The organism is Ruegeria sp. HKCCE3926 (assembly GCF_017872515.1).
GTDB lineage: Bacteria > Pseudomonadota > Alphaproteobacteria > Rhodobacterales > Rhodobacteraceae > Ruegeria.
Genome location: NZ_JAEDOU010000003.1, coordinates 23,950 through 48,116, shown reverse-complemented (window position 1 = coordinate 48,116; position 24,167 = coordinate 23,950). Strand labels below are relative to the sequence as shown.

The following is a 24,167-nucleotide window of genomic DNA, read 5'->3' as shown; positions in this document are numbered from 1 at the left end:
TGAAGGGAGGGGTCATGGGATTGGCCCTGACCGAGCTTACGGTCTCGCATTTTCGGTCTCACAAGCTGGCGCGGTTGTCTCTGGACGGGCGGCCGGTGGCTATTCACGGGTCGAACGGGGCGGGCAAGACCAATATTCTGGAAGCGGTATCCTTGTTTTCACCCGGTCGCGGAATGCGGCGGGCAAGCGCGGCCGAGATGACGCGGCGGCCCGAGGCGCTGGGCTGGAAACTGTCGGGACTGTTGCAATCGCTGGGTCAGAATTTCGAAATCGAAACCTGGTCTGAGGGTGGTGCGGCACGGCAGGTGAGGATTGATGGAAAATCCGCCACCCAGATTGATCTGGGTAAACTTGCGCGGGTGGTCTGGCTGGTTCCATCCATGGACCGCCTGTGGATTGAAGGGGCCGAAGGCCGGCGCCGGTTTCTTGATCGCATTGCGCTCAGTTTTGATCCGTCTCATGCAGAGGCCTCGCTGGCTTACGAAAAAGCGATGCGCGAACGGAACCGTTTGCTGAAAGAGCAGGTTCGGGACGCGCATTGGTATGCTGCGCTTGAGGGTCAGTTGGCCGAGATGGGGCATCGTATCCACACAGCGCGATTGGCGGCGTTGAGCCATCTGAGGGTAGCGCAGGATCAGGCGGAAACGGCTTTTCCGTCTGCCGAGTTGGAATTGGTGCAAACCGAAGGCGCGATGCCCGAAACGGCAGAGGATCTGCGCGAGGCTTTGAATGAAAGCCGGTTCAGGGACTTGGCTGCGGGTCGGACTTTGGTTGGGCCGCATCGGTCAGACTTGTATGGCGTCTTTGCTGCCAAGGGTGTTCCCGCCAAGGATTGTTCGACCGGTGAGCAGAAGGCGCTGCTGGTTTCATTGATCCTGTCCAATGCCCGAGCTTTGGCCGCAATGGTGGGTGCGCCACCGATCGTTTTGCTGGATGAGGTGGCCGCTCATCTGGACGCGGGTCGGCGCGCTTCACTTTATGACGAGATTTGTGCGTTGGGTGCTCAGGCCTGGATGACGGGCACCGGGCCTGAACTGTTTGCGGAGTTGAGTGACCGGGCCCAGACGCTGATCGTGACCGAAGGCGATGAGGGGTCGGTTGTGGCGGCTTAGGCCGGTTCGTTGACTTTGCGCTCCCACAGGAAACCGCGCATGACTTCATCGACCGGTGTTTTGGCCATGTGGTTGACGTAGTTTGACATGGTTTTTTGTGCAAGGCCCAGCACCACGTCCAGAACCGCACGATGGGAATAGCCCGCGTCGAAGAACGCCTGAAGCTGTTCCTCGGTCGGGTTGCCACGGGTTTCCATCACTTGCAGGGTGAAGCTGCGCAGCGCTTCGAGTTTGGGCGAAGGCAGTGGGGTTTCATTGCGCAGAGCCTGGGAGATTTCGTCTGATACCTTCATCATCTTTGCGATGCCGGTGTGCGCGGGCACGCAGTAATGGCATTCGTTTTCCACATTGATGGTCTGCCAGACGACGGTTTTCTCATCGTTGTCAAAATCGGTCTGCAAGAACAGGCTGTGCAGAACTTGATAGCCTTCAAGGTGCTGTGGGCTTTCTGCCATCACCTTGTGCAGGCCCGGCAAACGGCCAAAAGCGGCCTGGGACTTTTCCAACAGTGGTTTGGATGCTTCGGGTGCGGATTCTATGTCATGAGACGGGAAAGTGGCCATGTCGGAACTCCTGTTTCTGGCGCGATGGGTGGTATTTAGGGTTTCTTGAGTGATCACTCAAGTATATATTTGAGCGAACGTTCAAGAATTGGTGATGCCGATGCCCCGCAAACCCGCATATGATCGCGACGCGTTGATCGAGAAGGCCCGTGACATCTTTTGGCGTCAGGGTTGGGCTGGTACGTCGTTGAAGGACCTTGAGCGGGAATTGAAGCTGAAACCCGGCAGTTTCTACGCGGCTTTCGGGTCGAAGGACGCGCTCTATGCGTTGACGCTGGAAAGCTACACGCAAGAAGGTGTGGCGCGCCTGAAAGCCCTTGCTGAAAGACTGGGGCCGAAGGAGGCGCTCAAGGCGCAACCACGTCTGGTCATCGAAGCGGTCGAGAACCCGGCAAAGGCCTGCATGCTGGCAAAGACATATGCCGAGTTGCAGGCGAAGGATCATGCGCTTGCGGATCAGGCCGCGCGTCACATGGCGGAAATGAAGGCGTGTTTCGCCGACCTGTTCCGCAGCGCCCAGGCCGCCGGTGAAATCCGGCCTGAACATGACCCGGATCGGCTGGCGGCCCGGTATCAGTCGGACATTCTGGGGCTTCGGTTATCGGCCGAACGCAAGGATGTCGATGCGCTGGAAATCGCGGCGGATATCGCTTCTGACATCGACCGGTTATGAGGTGGATTCAGATGGGCAGAAAACGACTTGAGCACACACAAAATATTGGGGGATCGCGTGACAATCCCCACCAGAAAACGTATAAGGTACCAAAATAATATAGGTACTGACTGAATGTCCGAAGACGCACAGGCTCCTCAAGAATACGGCGCAGATTCCATCAAAGTTCTCAAGGGTTTAGAGGCCGTTCGCAAACGCCCCGGGATGTATATCGGGGACACGGATGATGGATCGGGCCTGCACCACATGGTGTATGAGGTTGTCGACAACGGAATTGACGAAGCGCTGGCGGGTCACGCCGACCATGTGACCGTGAAAATTCACGCGGATTCCAGCGTTTCGGTCAGCGACAACGGCCGCGGAATTCCGGTTGATATCCACCCGGAAGAAGGCGTTTCAGCGGCAGAGGTCATCATGACCCAGCTGCACGCGGGCGGCAAGTTCGACAGCAACTCTTACAAGGTGTCGGGCGGCCTGCATGGCGTGGGTGTTTCGGTAGTAAACGCCCTGTCGGACTGGCTGGAGCTGCGCATTTGGCGCGCGGGCAAAGAGCACGTGGCGCGATTTGAGGGCGGTGAAACAGCAGAGCATCTGAAGGTTGTCGGCGAATGCGGCGATCGTACGGGAACCGAAGTGCGGTTTCTGGCGTCGACCGACACGTTCTCGAATCTCGAATACTCGTTCGAGACGTTGGAAAAACGGCTGCGCGAACTGGCATTCCTGAACTCGGGCGTGCGGATCATCCTGATCGACGAACGCCCTGCCGAGCGGCTGGAGACCGAGCTGTTCTACGAAGGCGGCGTAAAGGAGTTCGTCAAATACCTCGACCGATCCAAAACGCCGGCCATGCCCGAGCCGATCTATATCAAGGGTGAGCGCGACGATATCGGTGTCGAGATCGCCATGTGGTGGAATGACAGCTACCACGAAACGGTACTGCCATTCACCAACAACATTCCGCAGCGCGACGGCGGGACCCATGTGGCTGGGTTCCGGGGGGCTTTGACCCGGACGATCAACAACTATGCGCAGTCCAGCGGGATCGCGAAAAAGGAAAAGGTCAGCTTCACCGGCGATGATGCGCGCGAAGGTTTGACCTGCGTATTGTCGGTGAAAGTGCCCGACCCGAAATTCTCGTCCCAGACCAAGGACAAGCTGGTTTCCTCCGAGGTCCGCCCGGCTGTCGAAGGTCTGATGAACGAAAAACTGGCCGAGTGGTTCGAAGAAAACCCCAACGAGGCCAAGAATATCGTCGGCAAGATCATCGAGGCTGCGTTGGCCCGGGAAGCTGCGCGTAAGGCACGCGAGCTGACCCGACGCAAGACGGCGATGGATGTGAACTATCTGGCGGGCAAGCTGAAGGATTGTTCCGAGAAGGATCCATCGAAAACCGAAGTCTTCCTGGTCGAGGGTGACTCGGCTGGTGGTTCTGCCCAGACCGGCCGGGACCGTCTGACGCAGGCGGTTCTGCCCTTGCGGGGGAAAATCCTGAACGTCGAACGCGCCCGGTTCGACCGGATGCTATCGTCTCAGGAAATTGGCAACCTCGTCATGGCGCTGGGTACGGGCATTGGCCGCGATGAGTTCAACATCGAAAAGCTGCGCTACCACAAGATCGTCATCATGACCGATGCGGATGTGGACGGCGCGCATATCCGGACCCTGTTGCTGACCTTCTTCTATCGGCAGATGCCTGAGCTGATCGAGGGCGGGTACCTCTACATCGCGCAACCGCCGCTGTACAAGGTTTCCCGCGGAAAGTCAGAGGTTTACCTGAAGGATCAGGCCGCTCTGGATGACTATCTGATCAATCAGGGCGTCGAAGGCGCTGTTCTGAAACTCGGCTCGGGTGAGGAAATAATCGGTCAGGACCTGACCCGCGTGGTGGATGAGGCGCGTCAGCTGAAACGTGTGCTGGACGCGTTTCCAACGCACTACCCGCGTCATATTCTGGAACAGGCCGCCGTTGCAGGAGCCTTTGTGCCTGGCGCTGTTGATGCTGACCTGCAAGGTGTGGCTGACAAAGTCGCCGCACGGCTGGATCTGATCGCGTTGGAGTACGAACGCGGTTGGCAGGGTCGTATCACACAGGATCACGGGATCCGGCTGGCCCGTATCCTGCGCGGTGTCGAAGAGGTTCGCACGCTGGACGGCCCGATGCTGCGCTCGGGCGAGGCGCGCAAGACCGGCAGCTTTACGCAGAGCCTGCAAGAGATCTACAACTCTCCGGCCACTTTGAACCGTCGTGATCGCAGCCAGATGATCCACGGTCCGCTGGACTTGTTGCGCGCCATTCTGGAAGAGGGTGAAAAGGGCTTGTCCTTGCAGCGCTATAAAGGCCTGGGTGAGATGAACCCTGACCAGCTGTGGGAAACGACACTGGACCCGGATGCGCGGACGCTGCTGCAAGTGCGCGTGGATGACATGGTCGAGGCGGATGATCTGTTCACCAAGTTGATGGGTGACGTTGTGGAACCTCGTCGGGAGTTCATCCAGAAAAACGCCTTGAGTGTTGAGAATCTGGATTTCTGATCATGTTGTAGGTTTGCGAATAACACTTCGCGCACCCCATAAGTTTGCATAGTTTGCCCATAGTTTTGCGCTGCGCGATTGTCTGCCTTAGCGATGAATTCAATCAGTTTTTGGCTTAGTCGTTGCGGTTATGGTCCTTTGCGTTGCTCGATCACGCAAAGGGCCTTCCTAAGGAACCTTGGGTTCCATGCGGCCTTTTTGCTTGGATTCTCGCGAACGTCTGCGACGCGCAGAAAGCAGACTTTGCAAAGTTTCGCGGACGGCCCTTTTCAAGTTTTATGAAGTCTACTTTGATGCCGCATTGGGGCGACTCGAAGCTGCCGTTCGTTGCATGCGCAAATACTAGTGCCTGAATTTTCTGCCTCCACGGCACTATGCACTATAAGTCTATCTCCATCTGTCAGGACGACTGAACGCCAGCAACGAAAAAACACCGCACTGCGCAATCGGGAACAAAGTCGCGGCAGAGCTGATGAAATTGCCAGACGCGTTCAGCCCGTTTGTGTGATCAAAGGGCGGAAAATCTAGGCGCGAGCGTGGACACTCCCGATAGCACAGCACAAACCCATGGACTTTCTTTGTGAACGAGCTGACCTGGGGGAGAGGCCACCAAAACTCAGAAAATAGGATGCAATCCTACGGACGCAACCAACGCGACATAGCAATCACTATATCCTTAGTTGCCAGAAAGATTGGAGATTTCCGATTTGCGGTTAAACTGAATTATGAAAGCGATCACAGGGAAGCAAATGAGAACTTGGCTGTTTAGGATAATTGGACTCGTTGCGCTACTCGCTTTTGCAGCAATCGCTATTGTTTGGTTGCTACTTGCTGCGCCGTTGTTCTCAGATATGCGACGCAACCTTGTGGAAAAGGCTCTTTCGGAACAAATTGGGCAGCCGCTTCTGGTCAACGACGATGTGAGCGTCGCACTAGGTCGCATTACCCACATCTATGTCGGCGGCGTGGTCATCCCGAGCGAGACACTGCCAGAGACCTCTCTTGCAGAATTGAAACTGCTTGAACTGGAACTGGACGTTGCCGCCTTGGCCAACGGACGTCTGCACTTTGACAACCTTTTGGTGGACGGTCTTCAGGCTAACTTTCTTACAGCCACGGATGGGACAACAAGTTGGCGAAAAAGCCGACCAATGCCAACGCCTCAAACCAACGGGTCGCTTGCAGAGGACAATCAGGATGCTGAGGCCGAACTCGAAACGTCCGAAGTTGGTGGCAAAGAAAACAGTGGGATTCTTACTTTTCTCAGCGACAAGAACGTCAATTTCACATCAATCGGGTTAAACATCGACGACAGGGTCTCGGGCTTCTCATTTGTGTTTGACCTTCAGTCGCTTGCGCTTGAACAAGTAGATAACGGAAAAAGAACAAAGGTCTCTGGTTCCGGCTCGGTCAACGGTCAAGGTTTTGAAATCAAGGGCGACTATCCCCATGACGCGCCGTTTACGACGAGAGCCAACTTTGGAGAAATGACTGTCCGCTACGATGGCGAGCCATTCGCGGAAGACGAAGGTGGCGGTTATCGGGCTGTCCTGGAGATGGATACTGGCGAATTCGGTGACTTTCTCGATGTCATGGGATTGGAACGCGTTCTGGAAGGTAATGGCCAGTTGCAAGCTGAGCTTGTGTCTCAGGACGCCCTAAAGATCGAAGCATTTACTACAACCGTAAGCCTTGAAGATGGGCAAAAACTCGAAGCTGAAGGTTCGATAGATGACCTCTATACAGCTAAAGGCGTCGATCTGCTTTTCAATGCGCGCCTTCACCCAGAGGGGCAGCCGCCTCAAGCAGCAAAGAGTATCCAAGATCTGAAGTTCACTGGCTTTGAAATGCATATGGTTGGATCTCTCGCCTCCTTCGAATTCGAGAAATTACTGTTTGAAACCAACGCCTTTGACCAAGGGCTGGACGTGATCGGCCCAGCCTCTATCGAAAGTATTCGCCGCATGCCGGATGGCCGCCTCGCGATGTTGGGCATTACCTTGCAAGCTGGCCCAATCGAGGAGCCGTTTCTGAAAGCTGAAGGCGAAGTACTCGACCTGCTTCAGCTTCAGGACGTGAGCTTCGATGGCATGCTGAATGGGCCTGCCAAGTTGATTTTGCCCGATCTCGACGAAGGTTTTGTCGACCAGTTTGGCGGTATTAAGGCGGACTTCAGCATATCCAATGCGGGAGGCCCGGTATCACTAAATAGGTTCAACGCGACCAGCTATGACACCGATCTTTGGGCGCTCGACCTTGCGTTGTCGGTCAATGAGCTCAAAGGGCTGGCCGGGCTTGATTTCGACGTGAACCTGGATGTGGGCGATGGTGCTCAATTTCTGAACGCGCTCAACCTGCAACCTATCGAAATTGGCGCACTCGGCATTGATGCTGAAACCTCAAAGCAGGGCGAGGACTTTAATGCTGCAATCGAGTTCGAAGCTGGCTCCTCGCAGCTTCTAGCGACTTTCGATGCAAAATTTCCGGATGGCTCTTCTGTTGTTCGCGGCAACGTTACCAGCGAGAGGCTCGATCTCAACGACCTGAAGAACCTGACTGCCGTGCTGGACCAATTCAAAAGCCTGGTAGGGGAAACCCCAAAAGAACCTGAAGCCGAAGTTCAGCCTTTGGTTTTGTCGAAGGAGACAAACGTCCAGCCCTTGGTGTTGCCAAAGGAAAAAGGGAAGCCTGCCGATCTTCTGGATGTGCAACGCGTGCTGCGAGAAGCTGACGTCGAGGTACAGATCGAATTCAAAGAGATTGTAGGCCAGCAAGGCGTAACATCTGTTTCCAGCCAATTGTCTGCAAAAGACGGAACCGTGGATTTCGGACCTCTTCAGATGGCTTATGGCGGCGGAACCTTCAGCCTGCGGGCGGTCATGGATCTGATTGACTCACCTGATTGGCTTTCATTGTCGGGGTCGACCTCAGGGTGGGAGTTCGGTGAGATCCTTGATGAGTTAGGGATTGGAATTGATGCCTACGGGCGTTTGAGTGGTGAATTCAACGTTTCGGGTAGTACCGCCTCGGGCAAGGCCTTCATCAACTCCATGCGCGGCAAAGCGTCTTTGTCGATGTCGCAAGGTTACATTAGTACCAGTCTCCTTGAGTTGGCCGGGCTAGGTATTTTCCCTTGGCTGTTTTCAGAAGAGTTCAGACAAGGCTACACCGACATCACTTGTGTGGTTGCTCCGGTTGATATTCAGGCCGGGCGGGTCAGTTCAAACTCCATCGTCATTGAAACAGCATCTGTTCAGTTGGTGGCCAGGGGACAAGTGGACTGGCTGAACGATACGATTGCAATACGAGCGGAGCCACGGCGCGTGGGCAAACCCCTTTCCCGCAGCGCTTGGCCGTTTGATGTGACAGGTCAGCTTTCATCACCGAAGTTCAAGCTGGACGTGGGTGGGTCTAGGAACAAGGCTCCAGAGGGCGCTGATGCAATGCCAGTAAACAGGCAACCTTGCGTGCCAGACATCAACCAATTGCAGTAATCGGTCGCGACCTAATTCTTCAGCGGATCTGGCTGCTCCGCCTGACACGCCAGAACGGCCTCAATGGCTTTTGCGGATCCGCTTAAATCGAGTTCGACTTCGGCTCCGCTTTCGCCAATGATCGTAACGCTTTGGCGTTTTCCAAACTCGGTTACAAATGCCGGATTGTCGAAAAATGCGTAGCCACCGGGCACGCCATTCTTGTAGACACCTACGGCCTCACCTTCGAACTGCGCATCACCAAAATCAAATCTTACTATGCCTGTCGCACCGTCCTCGACTTGAACCCAGGCCGGATTGTAGGCGGCAAAAAAGCCGCCAGCCTGGTTTGGTGCAGCGCCAATTTCTACTGTCATATCGTCTTCAAAGGCTCTCCACGCGAGACAACCGTTGCCTTTTTCTGGATCGATGAGAATTGCCCAGTCGCCGGACTCACCCCACTGTTCCATCCCGGCTGCGTGAACAAACCCAGGCAGAAGCACTACAGTTGCGGAAAGTACCCACTTGATCATCCGGAGCCTCGCTGAGTTCTGAAGATTTCTTGTTTGATTCTAATCATTGCGCAATGTCAATCAATCCAATCCGATGACGGTGGTATTGCGTTTTTGAAGTTTCATAGATGACCCTGACGAGTTGTTAGTCAGATATGTGAGCAAGCTCACCATCCCAATCAGCTGAAGGTATTTTGGGTTCCGGTGGATCAGCGATGTAAGACGGAGTCATTATTTGAGTTTCGTTTTCATTAAAAACATCGACAATGTTCTCGCGAAGATCCGACAAGATTTTTGGCAAACTCGATCCACGAGAAGTGTACGCGTTGATTTCATAGTTGATCGCGTAATCTGCCAACTGGGTCCAAAGCACAAATGGCTCCGGGCTCTTTCTCAACCCTTGCGTTCGGTGTGCCGCCTCAATCAGCATCGCTTTGATTTTCTTGGGAGGCTCCTCGTAGCCAATCCCCACCGTCGTGTGCACCAAAAGCCCCCGACCATCCACTTTTCGTGAGTAGTTCACAACTTCGGAATTGAGCAGCTGGGCATTTGGAATACATATCATCTCGTTTTTGATCGATTTGATGAGTGTTTCCATCAGTTTGATCTCTGTTACGTCGCCGATCTTGTCACCGACCTTAAGCCACAGGAGCTGGTTTGTTCGATGGGTTCTCTGTGGCACGCAAACTTATGGGCAAATCGTGCAAAGTTATGCATAAACAAAGCGCAGAGTTATGGGCAATCTTCCAAGATTTTCTTCAATGAAATAAATGTTGGGAATGCAGCGTAATAAGCGGATTTACACATGCGTAGGTGCGCGCATAGCACTGCGGATACCCCATAGTTTTGCGGTATCCGCCCATAGTTCTGCGGGTTAGTTGGTTGGTTTTGAACGGGTGGCTTGGCGTTGGCGTGTCTTCATCGAATCGGCCATACTGTCATGCAGGCGGGCCTGCTCAAATCGAAAAGTGGCTACAGGGAAGCCACCCGATATCTACCTGATGGTACATCGCCCGCCGTTCTTCATGGGAAGCAAGCTCGGTGTGAAGCTGGAATGGCGCTTGAGGAAAACAAAGAACTCGCCCAAGGGCGAGGCACTGGCCAGGCATCTTCTGGCAGAGTGGGATCTGGAACTTGGTCGGTTGATCGTCTTGATGAAAGCCGGGTTCCATTGGATCGTGGGCTCTACTTCTCCTGCCGCCCCGGCGATCAAGACAGGGTCACGGTGAGAATTTTCATGAAATGGCTCAAATCGTTTTAAGCTCTGGTTCCGGCCCAAGCCTCGGGAATGCCGTTATTGGTCAATGCCTTGCGAAGGCCCGTCTGGTTTGCATATCGGAAATTGCAAGCCTGCTTGCGGGGCCTCTATGGGCTGCAATCGGTCACTGTGTCAAAACAGGCAGCTTAATCCTTTGGATCTTTCCAGATGGACCCTTTGGCAAGTCTTGCAACAAGTGCACCTTATCAGGTGATTTGAAGGCACCCAGCCGTTGGACGCATATCGCGATGAGTTGGTCGGATGAAACGCTTGACCCGGTTCGCAATTTGACGGCGGCCTCAACGCGTTCACCGTAGGTTTTGCAAGGGCGTGCAAATGCGGCAGCCTCGATCACGTCAGGGTGCGAATATAGAGCTTCGTCGATTTCACGAGGGGCGATGTTTTCTCCGCCCTTTATGATCAGCTCTTTCAAACGGCCGGTCACGAAGAAGTACCCGTCTTCGTCCATATGCCCTAGGTCTCCGGTGCGCAGCCAGCCATCGGGCGTGAATGTCGCGCGCGTGGCATCCGGGTTCTTCAGATATTCTCTCATCAAATTGGGGCCGCGTACGGCGATTTCGCCCTTGGTGTTTGGCGGCAGGGGGGTCAGATCTGCCGACAGGATACATGCCTCGTTGCCGTAAGCTTTGCCCGGCGACCCAATCTTGCGGACGCCCGGCGGCAGCGGGTTGGACAAGATCTGTGCGGCTGTTTCCGTCAGGCCCATTGTTTCGACGATGGGGACTTCAAAACGGGTTTCGAACGCGGTTTGTACATCTGGTGCAAGCGGCGAGGATGCCGAGCGGCCGAAACGAAGGCGTGCTCTGGTTTCCTGCGCGGGTGTCAATTCGGAATGCAGCAAGTGCGAAATGATGGTCGGCACCACCGAAAACCACGTGGTTTTGGCGCTCTGGCACTGGTCCCAGAATTTGCGCGTTGAAAACTTTTCGGCCACGGCCAGGGAACCGCCGGAAACAAGCGCGCTCAGCACGGTCACGCAGAGCCCGTTGATGTGATAGATCGGAAGCACGCAAAGACCACGATCCGCCGGTGTCAGCTTGTGCGCAACGGTAGGGGTCCATCCGCCTGCCAGCAGGCTGAAGTGACTGTGCACGACCCCCTTCGGGCGACCGGTTGTCCCTGAGGTATACATGAGCAGCGCGTCGTCATCGGGACCAAGCGCATGGAGATCAGGGGCCTTATCGAAACGAGAGGCTGAATACCGCGTCATCTCTTTGGGGCGAACTCTGTCGAACAGATCGGCCTGCGCGTCGCCGACAAACGCAATTCGTGCGTCGCAATGGCCCAGCGCATATCCAATGGCCTCGTCCCCGGCGACAAGGTTGATGACCGTTGCGCGGAACCCGCCATAGAGCACGCCGTAAAGGCATTCTATCGCCTCGCGCCCATTTGGTTGAAGGATGGCAACGCTGGCCCCCTTGTCCAATCCCTGCGCGGTCAGATTTTCGGCCAGTTTTCGTGCCCGATCCCTCAGGGATGACCAGGTTAGCGCAGCTTCTCCGTCGAAAAACAGATAAGCATCACGATCACCGATGGTGCTTGCGCGTTCGTCCAGCCAGCTGCGGATTGTCCCGCCTGGGGGCGTCTGATCGTCCATACTCATGTCCCCGCATCAGCCCAATAATCCGCGAAGATATCTTCGACGGAAGGTTCGATTGCCGGGATTTCACGGATGACTTTGGTGCTTTGGACAAAGTGTTTCCAATGCAGGTTCTCATCAATCGCATTGCCACCCCAGCTGCCACACCCCATCGAAAGCGAGAAAGGCATGCCGTTGTTGAATGACCCTCCGGTCGCAAAGGTGTGAGCCTGATTGACGATTACGCGGCAGGTGGGCATCGAGGCACCCAACGCCACCGCACGGGCATCATCGGCGGTGTGTATCCCGATGGAATGCCCCGCGCCCTGATACCGCAAGATTTGAGCGGCTATGGCTTGGGCGTCCTCGAAATCGTGTGCACGATAGAGCGCAGCCACGCGGCTTAGTTTCTCACCCGAAAGCGGATGATCCGGACCTATCCCCTTGGTTTCAACTGCAAGGAACCTTGTGTTTTCAGGCACCTGACCAACCATGCCCAGTGCCTTGATCATCTTGTCGGCGTCCTGTGCGATCACTTCGCGGCTCAGATGCCCATCCGGCCAAAGCTTTGAGACGATCTGGTTTTCGTCCTTCACCAATGCGCCTCCTTCATCGGCAAGGGCTGCGACGAAATCATCATAGATTGCGTCGACGGCGATGATTGCGTTCTCGGACGAACAGGAGGTCGCATTGTCGAAAGTCTTGGAGGCCGTGATCTTCCGGGCAGCGGCCTTCAGGTCAGCTGTCTCATCGACGATCACGGTGACATTGCCCGCACCGACGGCCACCGCAGGGGTGCCGCATGTCTGTGCGCGGTGCACATTGTTTTGACTGCCGGTGCAGATCACCCGGTCGCAGAGCTCCATCATCGCCTGAGTCTTGGCCTTGGAACCCGGCGGGGGAATCATCTGGACCAGATCGTGATCCAGCCCCAGTTTGTCGAACTCGGCATGAATGTAACGCAAAAGCAGCTCGCAGCTTGCAACGCCTTTGGGTGACGGGGCGACAACAACCGAGTTGCCGCATTTCAACGCGTTGATGATGTTGTTGGCGGGTGTGGCTGCCGGGTTCGTCGACGGCACCACGGCGCCAATCACCCCGATTGGGCGCGCAATCTCGGTGATGCCGGTACTTGCATCCTCATGGATGATCCCATGGGTTCTGACGTCTTTTATGTCGCGCATCAGGCCAAGGGTCTTGCGATGGTTCTTGATCACCTTGTCCGGCACGTTGCCCAGTCCTGTCGTCTTGACCGAAAGTTCGGCCAAAGCCCTGTTGCGTGAAGGCTCCATGATCGCCCAGGCGGCGGCAGCTGCTGCGCGGTCATAGCGCGTCTGGGTGGCGCCGGTTTCGTATTCTTTCTGAGCGGTGCGCGCACGGGTCATGATCAAACTGACTTGGGCGATGTCATCATGTGCATTCATCATTGAATTCCTATTGGTGGGGACAGGGCGGAAACCGCCCCATCCTGTGCCACTGCTCAAATCGTTACAGACCCGCCAGAAGCTCTTGCAGGGTTTCCTGACGTGCGGCCCACATCTGTTGAACCTCTTCGCGGGTCATGACGTGCATGGGTGATCCACCGGCTTTCATTTTTCCTGCCACCCGCGCGTTTTTGAACATTTCCGGGACTGTAGCGGCCAGTTTGTCGATGACCTCTGGCGGGGTGCCCTTGGGGACCATGACGCCGCGGAAATTCACGCTGGCATTGTCGATGTCAAAGCCTTGCTCTTTCAGTGTGGGGACGTCCGGCAGGAACGCGCTGCGTTCCAGATCGAACACGCCAAGGATTTTGACATTTCCGGCTTCCTGTGCGCGGAACGCATCGGACAGGTTGTTCACGCCGCCCATGACGTCGCCTGCAATCACGGCTTTCATGGCCGCCGCACCGCCGCCCTTGGTCGGGATGTACGCCATTTTGACCCCGGCTTCCTTCTCAAGCTGCAAAGCGGCGATGTGGTGCCCGACGAACAGGCCCGCACCCGAAAAGGTCAGCTTCCCCGGGTTTTCCTTGGCATAGTTCACCACCTCCTGCATGGAATTGAAGGGGCTGTCCTTGGCCACGACGAATACCGCAGGATCCGCCCCCCAGTTGGCGATGGGCTCAAAGCTGTCTGCCGAGTATTCAACGCCGCCCTTGATCGACTGGGCGATGAAATGCGGGATGTTGTAAGCCGCCAGCGTATAGCCATCAGCTTCGGCCTGTGTCGCAAACCAGTTCCAGCCGACACGGCCACCGGCCCCCGGCTTGTTGATGATCGCGATGGGCATTCCAAGCGCGTCTTCATTGCCCGCAGTCATGGTGACGATACGCGCCTGAAAGTCGGTGGCGCCACCCGCACCATAACTGACCATCATCATGATCGGGCGTTCGGGGTAGTCCTGCGCGACGGCCGCGCCACCGGTCAGGGACATCAGCGCCAGTGCAGCGCCTGCCAGTAGATGTTTCATTTCAGATCCTCCCTTGGATTTGCGTAAGCCGCTTTTCGCGCGGTCTTTTTCAGAAAAATACTTCTCGTGGCGTGTAAACTTTGAGGAGCATGGCGAAGAGCCCATACATTACGGCCAAATACCCGATCGTGATGATCACACGCCTGGTCCAGGTTTTGATTTCGCCATGCGGTGCAGGGTCATAGAAGCTGAGCAGCAAGAAGAATGTGATCGTTCCGGCGGTGTAAAACCCAAGCGCCTTAGCGGCCCAAAAGATGTAGATGAGCGCGATAATCAGTCCTGGCAGAAGCCAAATGAAATCCTTGCGCGAGACGCCGTTGCCCACCTTGGTCCAGCCCAGAAGCGCCTTGGCAAACGTCCACAGGGCCAGAACGACAAACACAGTCGAAATCAGGCGTGGGAACAAGAAAGCTTCGGCCGGTTGCTGGGTATAGCTGACCCATGCCACCCAGATCCCGACGGCAGCAATGACGCCGGACGCCACAATATGTTGCGCGCGTGGAAGACTGACGGAACTCATGCCATGATCTCCTCTTTTGATGTGTAGCGACGATTGCGAAGCTCCATCCAGACCGAATAGGCGATCGAAGCGATGACGATTGCGATCAGAACGATATTCAGCGTTCCGGTCAGGAAATAGCTGGCCATCCCTTCGCTGGCCCCTGCAATCATCGAACCTTGAATGAAGTTCGCCTCGGCAATCGGGCCAAGGATCAGGCCAAGCACCAGTGGCGCAGCTGAAAAGCCAAAACGCTCAAGAAAGTACATCATGATGCCAAGTGCCGCCATGACATAGACGTCGCCCATGCTGGACTGTACCGAATAGCTTCCGAAGACAGCCAGGCCCAGAACAACTGCGGCCATGACGCTCTGCGGTACCTGCGCCACCCGGGCGGCAAGGCCCGCGACATAAAGACCGAAGATGCACATCAACACCTGCCCGATCAGCATCGAATTTATGAAGGTCCAGGCAACATCCGGGTGGTTGTCGAAAAGGTCCGTGCCGGGAAAAATCCCGTGGATCAACAGGCCGCCCAGCAGCACCGCCGCAGTCGGCGACCCCGGGATCGAGAGCGTCAAAAGCGGAACAAGGCTGGGGCCGACCATGGCGTTGTTCGCGCTTTCCGCTGCGATCACGCCTTCGCTGTGGCCCTTTCCGAATTTCTCGCGCTCGGGACTGAACTTCTTGGTCTGGTCATAGGCGACCAAACCCGCGATCTGTCCACCGACGCCCGGGATCAGCCCGATGACCGAGCCGGTAATGGTGCCGATGCTCAGCGCCCTCGGGCGGCGCAGAAGCTCACGCACCGCATCCATGATCGAGTGCTTTTCGACTTCGATCACTTCGGCATTTGCCGTGTTGCGGCCCTTGGCGAACATGGTCAGGACCTGAGGAATTGCAAAAAGCCCGATGAGCGCGGCGATGATGTTGATGCCGCCACCAAGCGCCGGGTGGAAGATGAACCGTTGCGCGCCCATGATGTCATCGAACCCAATGGTCGCAAGCCAAAGACCGATGCATCCCGACAGCAACCCTTTGACAACGGATGCACTATCCAGCGATCCAATGACGGTTACGCCCAGGATGGCGAGCCAGAACAGGTGGCTTGGTCCAAAGGCCAACGCCCATTGCGCAAGAACCGGTGTCAGGAAGATGAGCAGAAGCACTCCGATCACCCCCCCAACGGCAGACGCCAGAAAGCTCAGCTGCAACGCCTGTGCGCCCTTGCCCTGCTTGGCCATCGTATGCCCATCCAACGTCGTGGCGATGTTTGCGGGCGCTCCGGGAATTTTCAGAAGGATGGCGCTGACCGCGCCGCCGGCGACCGTCGAGGTATAGGCCGCGCCAAGAAGGATCAGCCCCTGAACGGGTGCCAGATGAAACGTGAATGGGATCAGCAGGGCCACGGCCATGGTGGGTGACAGTCCGGGGGTTGCCCCCAAAATCAGCCCGCCAATCGTTCCCAGGAGCAACAGCCCGAACGAGACCGGTGTGAAGACATCTCCGAAGTAATACAGAAATTCCACGTTGCATCCCTGTGTTTGTTTGCGCGTTGACATTTTAGGCTAAGAGATGAAAATAGTTTTGCAAATGTTTTCATAAATAGCCTCGATCGAATGAAAGTTGTGAATAAAAAACATATGGATAAGCCGGATATTGTCGCTGTCGCAAAGGCTGCCGGTGTTTCCATCTCGACGGTTTCGAGAAGCTTCAATCACCCGGAATTGCTCAAGCCGGCGACTCGGAAAAAGATTGACCGGGCGGTGCAGAAGCTTGGTTATATTCGCAACCGAGCCGCGCAAGTCATGCACGGCCGACGCAGCGGAACTGTCGGGCTGGTGGTTCCGACAATCGACAACGCCATCTTCGCTGAACTGATCCAATCCTTTTCGGATGGGCTGGACCAGCATGGTTTCACGATGTTGATTGCTTCGCACGGGTTCGATCTGGAGCGCGAATACAAGATGCTGCGCAAACTGATGGAGCATCGCGTTGACGGGCTTGCGCTTATCGGGCTTGAACACTCGGAATCGACGTATCAATTGATCGAACAACAGGGTGTTCCGACGATTGCAATCTGGAACTATGACGATGAAGCGCGATTGTCTTGCGTGGGTGTTCAGAATTCTGAAGCTGGCCGTTTGTCCGCACGCCACTTGCTGGATTTGGGACACCGCGACATAGGTTTGATCTTTCCCGACCCTGCCGGGAATGATCGCGCATATGACCGGTTGCACGGCGCCTTGGAAGAATTGGGATTGGAACGGATCGAGGTTCCCGAACAATGGCGCCTGGAAGCCCCCTATAGCATTTTGGAAGCCAAACGCGCCTGCATAAGCTTGTTGGATCATTCACCACGTCCTACCGCTATTTTATGCGGCAATGACATTATCGCTCAGGGCGTGCTGTACGCGGCAAAACACTGCGGTGTGCGTGTTCCTGAAGACCTGTCCGTCATGGGAATCGGAGATTTCAAAGGCTCAAGCGAAATCGAACCGTCCCTCTCGACCATTCGCATCCCAGCCAAGCGCATTGGCGCCCTGTCCGCAGAATTGATCACAAGCATTGTCGCAGAGCATTCCGAAAAGATCACGACGACCAAGTGCGACCTGAAAGTGCTGACTAGGGCATCGACGTCCACCCCATCAGGAGCGCCGTCCAGATAAATCTCGGGACTTCCTTAACCGAAACAAGTTCCGAGACCTGTATTTTGGACCGGGCGGTGTCGAAACATCAGCGCCGAAAGTCTGTTCTTCTGGTTTGTTGCCAATCAAATACCGATTTTGAGAAGGTCGGTATTCCGCGTCGACCGTGTTTTGCGCTTGTCGAAATACGCTCAAAGAAGTCCCTTGACCGAACATCTGGATCGCAGCATCGCCCATGACTCTTGAACGTTCGGCGCGGGGCTGTTCCGAGGCCACTTGATCTTTCTGAAGCGGCTAATCCATCAATCTTCGATCAGTGAAGAATCGTCGCCGTCGTTCGATGTTCTTTCGCGGCTTCCTGCCTTTCTGGATCGCCGTGGGCTCTTGGGAACATGGTCGTCGTTCAACGCTTTTTCGACCAGCCAAGTCGCGTGGTGATCCGGGAAACCATATGGGTTTCAATGCGCCATTTCTGGATATGAAAAACCGTTGGCCGTCGTCCCACTTCTGACAAAAGTCTTCTTGGTCGTTGATCAGATATGAGGGGGCTGACCCAAAGGCTGACAAAGCTCGGATTACTTTGGCGTCGAACTTGAGATCAAGAAGAGTTTCGGCCGAAATCTCATAGTCGACAATCAAACTGTTGGTGGCGACAAGCAGCTTACCGTTGATCAGATGAACCCATTCCTCGACGAGATTCCCTTTTCGCTTCACAAAAAGGGAGCAAGAAGCTGAGGCCCTTGATCAAATCCGACGGCAAGGGAAACCTCTCTTCTCCCAGTCAAATCGACTGGACAGGCTGAGAGTACGGAATCGTGTTTTCCACCTACTGAGCAAAGATGCCCCCTGTACGGCGGAACGCTAAAGCCCTGATGTAGCGGGATTTTGGCGCACCCTGGAAATTTTTCACTGAGTCGCCGGCACGTTTAAACGACGGGGCAACGAAACCGCGAACGTTAGAAAAACGTTTGAAAATTCGAAACGCACATCGCCGGCGATGCGAAATTATTTGTTCATTTTCAATGATTTCAAATGGTGCCCCCACACGGACTCGAACCGCGGACCTACTGATTACAAATCAGTTGCTCTACCAGCTGAGCTATAGGGGCACTGGCTGTCGATTACTTCCTCTGGCAGTGGACTGCAAGCCTGAATTTTAGCCCAAACTTAGACATTGCCCGATTTCCTGAGAACGTGCAAAAAAACGCTGAATTCATCCGTTGCAAATATCTCGCGTGTGGTAACGGACGCGGCTATGCAGAAAAGCCAAGGGGTAAAGGAAAAAATGCAGGTTGCCATCCACGCCGGTGTTGCCTTTTCGGATGAAGGGCTGGTGATGTCCTCGCTTGGTGCGAACAGGAGCGTACTGGCCAAGTACCGAACTGCGGTTCTGGGGCCGCGTCGGTCCCGGCTATTCGTCAAAGTGATGTCTGAATCGATTCTGCAGGATGTATCTGATGCAGACGCACGGAACAGATTGTCCGAGCTTGTTGCCGGAAACCAGAATCTGGACCGCGTTGTTGTGTCGAGCGACAAGTTCTTTGGCCCCAGGCGCACCGCGCTGCAAGACGGCCAGATCTATCCGTTTGCGGGGAATAGAACGGCCCATGCGGACACTCTGCTGGACGGCGTGCAGGTTCAAGTGTTTGCAGGGCTGGTGAACCCCGGGGTTTTTATCCCAAAGATTCTGGCCTCGATCCATGAGGACCATCGGCGGGACATTCTGGCCAGCACCGATTTAAGCTGCCTCAGCTGGCTTGGCATGATCGAAGACCTGCGGGATCTTGCGCCTCAGGTTCAGCTCACCTTGTGGGAACACGAGAATTCGCCGCTTATCTGGGGCGATATCATCCGCGCCATAGCGGGATTGCCTGATGAGACTGTGCTTCATGAAGAGTTTGCATTCCTGTCCTCACTTTTGACAGAAGCCGGACAACGTCATGTATTGGACATCGTGAGAAAAGGGGACGCCATCGATCCCGGCCGCCGACGTGAAGAGATGGCAAATATTCTGGACGAATACGCCCGACCGGAGCAGATCGAAGAAGAGCTCGACTTGCCGGGCTGGAATTCCGATATAGTTGAAGCGTTCACAGAGCTTTACGAACAAGATCTGGCCACGATCCGGTCCATGCCGGACGTCCGTGTTTTGCAAATCTGATCGATTTGCGCAGTGCCGTTGGATTGGGTGCACAACTGCGCGAAGGAAACTTTTTCGACGATTCAAGCGTGAGGGCAGGAACGCATGCCAATTTGGGGCCCTGCCGAATATCAGGCCAGGAACTGGTGGTCTTGCGGCGACGCGTTGATATGTAAAATCCGGCCGATCAACGGATTAATCTGACGGACCATGGCGTTCGACCAAATCGATCATCCGGTTTGCCGCGGAATGGCAACATCTGACCGGTTCAATTGTTTGGCGCAATTCATCAGGCAGCAAAGTAGTCTCGCAATATCCCGTTGAACAGCTCGGCTTTTTCCAGATGCGCCGCATGTGCAGAGTTTGGTATCACCGCGAGGTTTGCATTCGGGATGGATTGCCACAACTGTTCCGTCTGACTCCATGGGTAGGTGCGATCACGATCCCCCCAGATAATCAGCGTCTTGGTCTTGATTGCCGGCAGGTTTTTAGCGCCGCTCCAGGAATGCATCGCATCCAAACCAGCGAGCATGGCCTTCAGGTTGCTTTTCTGGGCTATCGTGGCGCAAAGTTCATATTCCAAAGCATTTTCGCGTTCGAGAAACCAGGTTGCCGCAATCCGTCGCGCCGTCACTTTCGGCCCGTCTGCACAGGCACGGGTTTTCGAGGTGTCGATGGTCTCAAACCGCCCGGGCAGCACACCGACGGAGCCGGTGCCATAAAGAACCAAACGGTCAACACGCTCGGGCGCGCGCGCAACCATTTCCTGCGCGACCATTCCACCCATCGAGTGACCAACCAGGTGGAATGTCTCGATGTCGCGCATCGTCAGCTCATTCAGAGCCCAGTCCGCGAATCCCGAGATGCTGCAAAACGCGTCACGTTGCGCATTTTCGCCAAAACCCGGCAGATCCAGCGTGACGACATCGTAACCTTTCAGGGCCTCGACCTGCCGCTGCCATTGCCGACTGCCGCCCAGGAACCCATGAATAAACACGATGGGTGTCATTTCCGGCCGCCCTGTACAATCCGATCGAGGATCATGGCACAGAACAGGATTGAGAACCCCGCAAGAATACCCTGGCCCACATTCGCGTATTGCAACGCTTCAAGAACATCCTCGCCCAGCCCTTTGGCACCGATCAGAGACGCAACAACAACCATTGCCAGTGACAACATGATTGTCTGATTGATCCCCGCCCGGATCGACGGGCTTGCCAGCGGCAAGTCGACTTTGGTGAGCAAGTACCATTTGTTGGCGCCGAAACTGATCGCCGCCTCGCGCACGCTTTCGGGCACGCCACGCAAGCCGAGAACGGTCAGGCGCACCACGGGCGTACCACCGAAAATCATCGTGACCACAACCGCCGCCGGCTTGCCGACACCAAAAAACGCGATCACGGGGACCATGAAAACAAAGGCGGGCATGGTTTGCATGAAATCCATGATCGGCTGGATGAAAGCGTAGAACCGAGGGCGACGCGCCGCGAACATGCCCAGTGGAATTCCGATGACAATCGACAGGCATGCCGCTGTCCCCAACAAGGCCAGCGTGGTCATTGCGCCCTCCCAAAAGCCCAACAGCCCCATATAGGCCAGAAACGCGCCCGAATAGATTGCCGTGCTGACACCCGCAGTCAGCCATGTCAGCAGAATGATGAGACTGGCGATCACGATCCAAGGCGTCTGCACCAAGATGACCTCAAGCGCGTCCAGCAGGGTACGGATGCCGAATGTCAGCCCGTCAAAGAACGCTTCGCTGTTGCGCACGCACCAGGCGATGAAATCTTCCACCCAGGTGATGCTGGTCAGGCGGATATTGGGGTCTGTCGGGAAGTGGCTGAGCAACGAGAAACGCCCCGGAAAGCTGTAATGCATCATCGCCGCAGCAACGATCAGCGCCATGAAGATCGCGCTGAACACGATCTGCGATACCGGCATTGCAGATCGGATTGAACGATCTGACAGCCATTCCGAGAAACGCGACTCGAGCGCCCAATTTGCCACCTGAGACTGAACAAGCTTGACGATGATCAGAATGATCAGGCCGGTCAGAACAATGTAAGGACCTTCAGCGGCCATTGCTTCGGCTTCGGCGCGGATGCCGCCTATGTTTTCCTCGAGCGAGTCCACCGTTCGCTGATAGACATCGATCTTGTCCGAGTTGTTTTCGATGGCAGCGGCCAACTGCTGGCGGCGCAGCTCAAGCGTCCCTTCAATTGACGCGATGCGTTCCATTGCCTCGGCCGCCAGGTCGCCGAACAACCCGCGCGCGATCTGCACATAGGCTATTGTTTCCAGGATCAGAAATGGCAACGCCCATGACCACAAGCCCCGCGCACCGAACCAGACCGGGCCAAACAACCCGGCCATCAGATTGAAAGTCGGCGTAAAGCGGGACGACGCGCCGATCTTGTCGAAGTTGCGGATGTAATAGTCGGGGCTGGTGCGAACAAAGGCCCGGATGTTTTCGCGCCGCTCTTCGGCATATGCCTGGGCTGCTTCGCTCTCGGTATCTTCCAGCGGGTTCACATCTGAAGACCTCATGACACTTCGGTTCCTTCGATCACGGTGCGCAAGAGATCGGCACGGGTTATGACGCCAACATCCTCGCCGCCGTCCTCCACAAGGATCGCGCTGTCGGTGTCGATTGCCAGATTGATCAGCGTGCTCAGGTTTTCGCCTTCATTCACACGCGGGGCATCCGAGGGCAGCGGACCGTGGGTCGCGACATGTTCCGGTATGGGCCGCATGACGGCGTGGGCACGCACCACCTTGAGCCTTGAGATACCCGCCACGAAATCGGCGACATAGTCATCGGCGGGGTTCATGACGATGTCTTCGGCCGTCCCGATCTGCACCACCTTGCCGTCGCGCATGATTGCGATCCGGTTCCCGATGCGGACGGCTTCATCCAAATCATGGGTGATGAAGATCGTCGTCTTTTTCAGGATTTTGCTCAGTCGAATGAACTCATCCTGCAATTGCCGACGGATCAACGGGTCCAACGCCGAGAACGGTTCGTCCATCAACAACACATCCGGGTTCGCTGCCAGTGCCCGGGCAAGGCCCACACGTTGCTGCATACCCCCGGACAGCTCGTGTGCGAATTTCGATCCCCAGGCTCCGAGTTCGACGATATCCAGAATAGCAGCGGCCTGACGCATGCGTTCATTCTTGCTGACCTGCCGGATCTCCAGCGGCATTGCGACATTGTCCAGCACAGACCGATGCGGCATCAGCGCAAAGTTCTGAAACACCATGCCAATCTTGTTGTTGCGAAACTGCTGAAGCTCTTTCGGGCCCAGGGCCATCACGTCAGTGCCTTCGATTTCGATCTTGCCTGCGGTGGGTTCCAACAGCCGGTTGAAATGGCGAACCAGAGTGGACTTCCCGCTGCCTGACAGGCCCATGATGCAGAATATCTCGCCCCGGTTGACCGAAAGACTGACATCCGCGACGCCGACAACGCAGTTGTATTCCGCCAGCACCTGGGCCTTGTCCAATCCACGGTCGCGGATTGCCTGCAGCGCCACCTCGGGCCTGCCCCCGAAAATCTTCCAGACATTCGAGATTTCAATAACGGTGTCGTCGCTCATAAGTCCCCCAGAGGTGCGCATTTGGGTGGCGCCGTCCATTGCCGCCACCCTGTTTTGGGACGAAAGATCAGAGACCCAGCCAGGCGTCGACACGATCCGGGTTTGCTTCGACCCATTCACGGGCAACGTCCGCCGGGTCGCGGCCCTTGCCGCTGATCTCATAGGCGAACCCGCTGACATCATCCGCCGTCAATGCGAAATTCGCCAAGAAATCGGCAATCGCCGGAGAACGCTCTGGCAGCGTGTTGGACCACGCAATCTGCACGTTCTTGAGCGCGTCCTTGGTCGCAACATTGGATTTGTTGTACCAGTCCGGGTCATCAGACGGTTGGACCATCACGTATTTTGCCGGGTCGAATTGTGGCTCGGTCAACATCTGGACGTCGAACATGTACCAGACGGCATGCGGCTTGTAGCAATAAAAGGCGTAGCCTTCGCCCTTGGCGATGCTGTCCTTGATCCGCGCGGTTTTCACGCTTTCCTCGGCGCGTATCGGCTCAATGAAATCAAGCAGGCCGTAATCGCGGGTTTTGACTTCGTTCACGTTGGCCGAAGCCCAACCTGGCGCGCCAATCCACATTTCACCTTTGCCATTGCCGTCACTGTCCATCAATGCGGCCACATCCGGGCGGCCCAGATCGGCGATGTCGGTGATGTTGTTGGCTTCACCAAAGTCTTTGCTGACGCAGAAACCCTGATTACCCTCGTAGGGGTTCGATGACAGAGTGACGGTGCCCGCTTCGTCCACATATTTCTTGGTGAAGCTTTCCTGGTTGGGCAGCCAAACGTCGGGATGAACGTCGATATCGCCCTTGCCCTGATCCATCGCCTGAAAGATTGTGGCGTTGTTGCCGGGCACATATTCCACTTTGCCCCCGATGCGCATTTCCACGACCGCGCCCAGCACATGGGCAATCGCTTGTGCACCGGTCCAGGATGGCACGCCGATTTTCACCTCTTCGGCTGCGAATGCCGGTACAGCGCAGACGCTGACCACAGCAGCCATCCCCAGCTTTTTCAGATTGGTTCTCATGGTCTTCTCCTCTGTTGAAATGCGCCGTGGTTCGGCGTCGTTCTTTCCGTCGTTCGATTTTCCCGTCGCGCAAT

General features: G+C 55.8%; 19 protein-coding genes and 1 tRNA gene. 7 read left to right on the top strand and 13 right to left on the bottom strand.

Annotated features, from left to right (window positions below):
• Positions 1-14: 14 nt before the first annotated feature.
• A complete protein-coding gene (gene recF, locus I9184_RS10125) occupies positions 15-1,112 on the top strand; it encodes a DNA replication/repair protein RecF (RefSeq protein ID WP_209834146.1) in 1,098 nt (365 codons plus the stop codon).
• Here recF and I9184_RS10120 read toward each other — a convergent pair.
• Positions 1,109-1,675 carry a carboxymuconolactone decarboxylase family protein gene (locus I9184_RS10120; RefSeq protein WP_209834144.1) on the bottom strand — a complete coding sequence of 189 codons (567 nt, stop codon included), beginning with the start codon at positions 1,673-1,675 and terminating at the stop codon, positions 1,109-1,111. The genes recF and I9184_RS10120 overlap by 4 nt on opposite strands.
• 100 nt (positions 1,676-1,775) lie before the next feature.
• Between I9184_RS10120 and I9184_RS10115 the strand changes: the two genes are divergently transcribed.
• The 3 genes from I9184_RS10115 to I9184_RS10105 all read left to right on the top strand — a co-directional run bounded on the left by I9184_RS10115 (position 1,776) and on the right by I9184_RS10105 (position 8,374).
• The gene (locus I9184_RS10115; protein WP_171724140.1) at positions 1,776-2,348 is read left to right on the top strand and encodes a TetR/AcrR family transcriptional regulator; all 573 of its coding nucleotides are present in this window, start codon (positions 1,776-1,778) and stop codon (positions 2,346-2,348) included.
• A gap of 114 nt (positions 2,349-2,462) precedes the next feature.
• On the top strand, positions 2,463-4,880 hold the full coding sequence (gene gyrB / locus I9184_RS10110) for a DNA topoisomerase (ATP-hydrolyzing) subunit B (protein WP_152456615.1): 2,418 nt from the start codon (positions 2,463-2,465) through the stop codon (positions 4,878-4,880).
• A 725-nt stretch (positions 4,881-5,605) separates the two neighbouring features.
• Entirely contained in the window at positions 5,606-8,374 is a 2,769-nt protein-coding gene (locus I9184_RS10105; protein WP_245218081.1) for an AsmA family protein, read from the top strand.
• 11 nt (positions 8,375-8,385) lie between these two features.
• On the opposite strand, the gene I9184_RS10100 is transcribed toward I9184_RS10105, so the two are convergent.
• Both I9184_RS10100 and I9184_RS10095 read right to left on the bottom strand, forming a co-directional pair.
• On the bottom strand, positions 8,386-8,886 hold the full coding sequence (locus I9184_RS10100; protein ID WP_171635706.1) for a hypothetical protein: 501 nt from the start codon (positions 8,884-8,886) through the stop codon (positions 8,386-8,388).
• Between the two features lie 124 nt (positions 8,887-9,010).
• Complete coding sequence (locus I9184_RS10095) at positions 9,011-9,547, bottom strand: mechanosensitive ion channel domain-containing protein (RefSeq protein WP_348539525.1); 537 nt, start codon at positions 9,545-9,547, stop codon at positions 9,011-9,013.
• A gap of 319 nt (positions 9,548-9,866) precedes the next feature.
• Between I9184_RS10095 and I9184_RS20905 the strand changes: the two genes are divergently transcribed.
• On the top strand, positions 9,867-10,094 hold the full coding sequence (locus I9184_RS20905) for a hypothetical protein (protein ID WP_245218079.1): 228 nt from the start codon (positions 9,867-9,869) through the stop codon (positions 10,092-10,094).
• A gap of 153 nt (positions 10,095-10,247) precedes the next feature.
• On the opposite strand, the gene I9184_RS10085 is transcribed toward I9184_RS20905, so the two are convergent.
• The 5 genes from I9184_RS10085 to I9184_RS10065 form a co-directional block, all read right to left on the bottom strand.
• Positions 10,248-11,747, bottom strand: coding sequence for an AMP-binding protein (locus I9184_RS10085; RefSeq protein ID WP_171635708.1), 1,500 nt, complete (start codon positions 11,745-11,747; stop codon positions 10,248-10,250).
• Complete coding sequence (locus tag I9184_RS10080; protein ID WP_209834142.1) at positions 11,744-13,147, bottom strand: aldehyde dehydrogenase family protein; 1,404 nt, start codon at positions 13,145-13,147, stop codon at positions 11,744-11,746. Before I9184_RS10080 ends, I9184_RS10085 begins: the two co-directional genes overlap by 4 nt.
• 64 nt (positions 13,148-13,211) lie before the next feature.
• Positions 13,212-14,174 carry a tripartite tricarboxylate transporter substrate binding protein gene (locus I9184_RS10075; RefSeq protein WP_171635713.1) on the bottom strand — a complete coding sequence of 321 codons (963 nt, stop codon included), beginning with the start codon at positions 14,172-14,174 and terminating at the stop codon, positions 13,212-13,214.
• Positions 14,175-14,223: 49 nt separating this feature from the next.
• On the bottom strand, positions 14,224-14,694 hold the full coding sequence (locus I9184_RS10070; RefSeq protein ID WP_171635715.1) for a tripartite tricarboxylate transporter TctB family protein: 471 nt from the start codon (positions 14,692-14,694) through the stop codon (positions 14,224-14,226).
• Positions 14,691-16,202 (bottom strand): tripartite tricarboxylate transporter permease, encoded by a 1,512-nt coding sequence (locus tag I9184_RS10065; RefSeq protein ID WP_171724144.1) that lies wholly within the window; start codon positions 16,200-16,202, stop codon positions 14,691-14,693. The genes I9184_RS10070 and I9184_RS10065 overlap by 4 nt, the downstream gene beginning before the upstream one ends.
• A gap of 114 nt (positions 16,203-16,316) precedes the next feature.
• Between I9184_RS10065 and I9184_RS10060 the strand changes: the two genes are divergently transcribed.
• Positions 16,317-17,342, top strand: coding sequence for a LacI family DNA-binding transcriptional regulator (locus I9184_RS10060; protein WP_171724145.1), 1,026 nt, complete (start codon positions 16,317-16,319; stop codon positions 17,340-17,342).
• 1,012 nt (positions 17,343-18,354) lie between these two features.
• Here the strand turns inward: I9184_RS10060 and I9184_RS10055 are convergent.
• Positions 18,355-18,430: transfer RNA gene (locus I9184_RS10055), tRNA-Thr, on the bottom strand.
• A 146-nt stretch (positions 18,431-18,576) separates the two neighbouring features.
• On the opposite strand from I9184_RS10055, the gene I9184_RS10050 reads away from it, so the two are divergent.
• Positions 18,577-19,482, top strand: a complete 906-nt coding sequence (locus I9184_RS10050; RefSeq protein ID WP_209834140.1) for a hypothetical protein — start codon at positions 18,577-18,579, stop codon at positions 19,480-19,482.
• A 268-nt stretch (positions 19,483-19,750) separates the two neighbouring features.
• On the opposite strand, the gene I9184_RS10045 is transcribed toward I9184_RS10050, so the two are convergent.
• From I9184_RS10045 to I9184_RS10030, 4 genes are all read right to left on the bottom strand, one after another.
• Positions 19,751-20,470, bottom strand: coding sequence for an alpha/beta hydrolase (locus I9184_RS10045; protein ID WP_209834138.1), 720 nt, complete (start codon positions 20,468-20,470; stop codon positions 19,751-19,753).
• Positions 20,467-22,008, bottom strand: a complete 1,542-nt coding sequence (locus I9184_RS10040) for an ABC transporter permease subunit (RefSeq protein WP_209834136.1) — start codon at positions 22,006-22,008, stop codon at positions 20,467-20,469. The genes I9184_RS10045 and I9184_RS10040 overlap by 4 nt, the downstream gene beginning before the upstream one ends.
• Positions 22,005-23,060 carry a glycine betaine/L-proline ABC transporter ATP-binding protein gene (locus I9184_RS10035; protein WP_209834135.1) on the bottom strand — a complete coding sequence of 352 codons (1,056 nt, stop codon included), beginning with the start codon at positions 23,058-23,060 and terminating at the stop codon, positions 22,005-22,007. Before I9184_RS10035 ends, I9184_RS10040 begins: the two co-directional genes overlap by 4 nt.
• A 67-nt stretch (positions 23,061-23,127) precedes the next feature.
• Positions 23,128-24,093 (bottom strand): glycine betaine ABC transporter substrate-binding protein, encoded by a 966-nt coding sequence (locus I9184_RS10030; protein WP_171724150.1) that lies wholly within the window; start codon positions 24,091-24,093, stop codon positions 23,128-23,130.
• Positions 24,094-24,167: the final 74 nt, after the last annotated feature.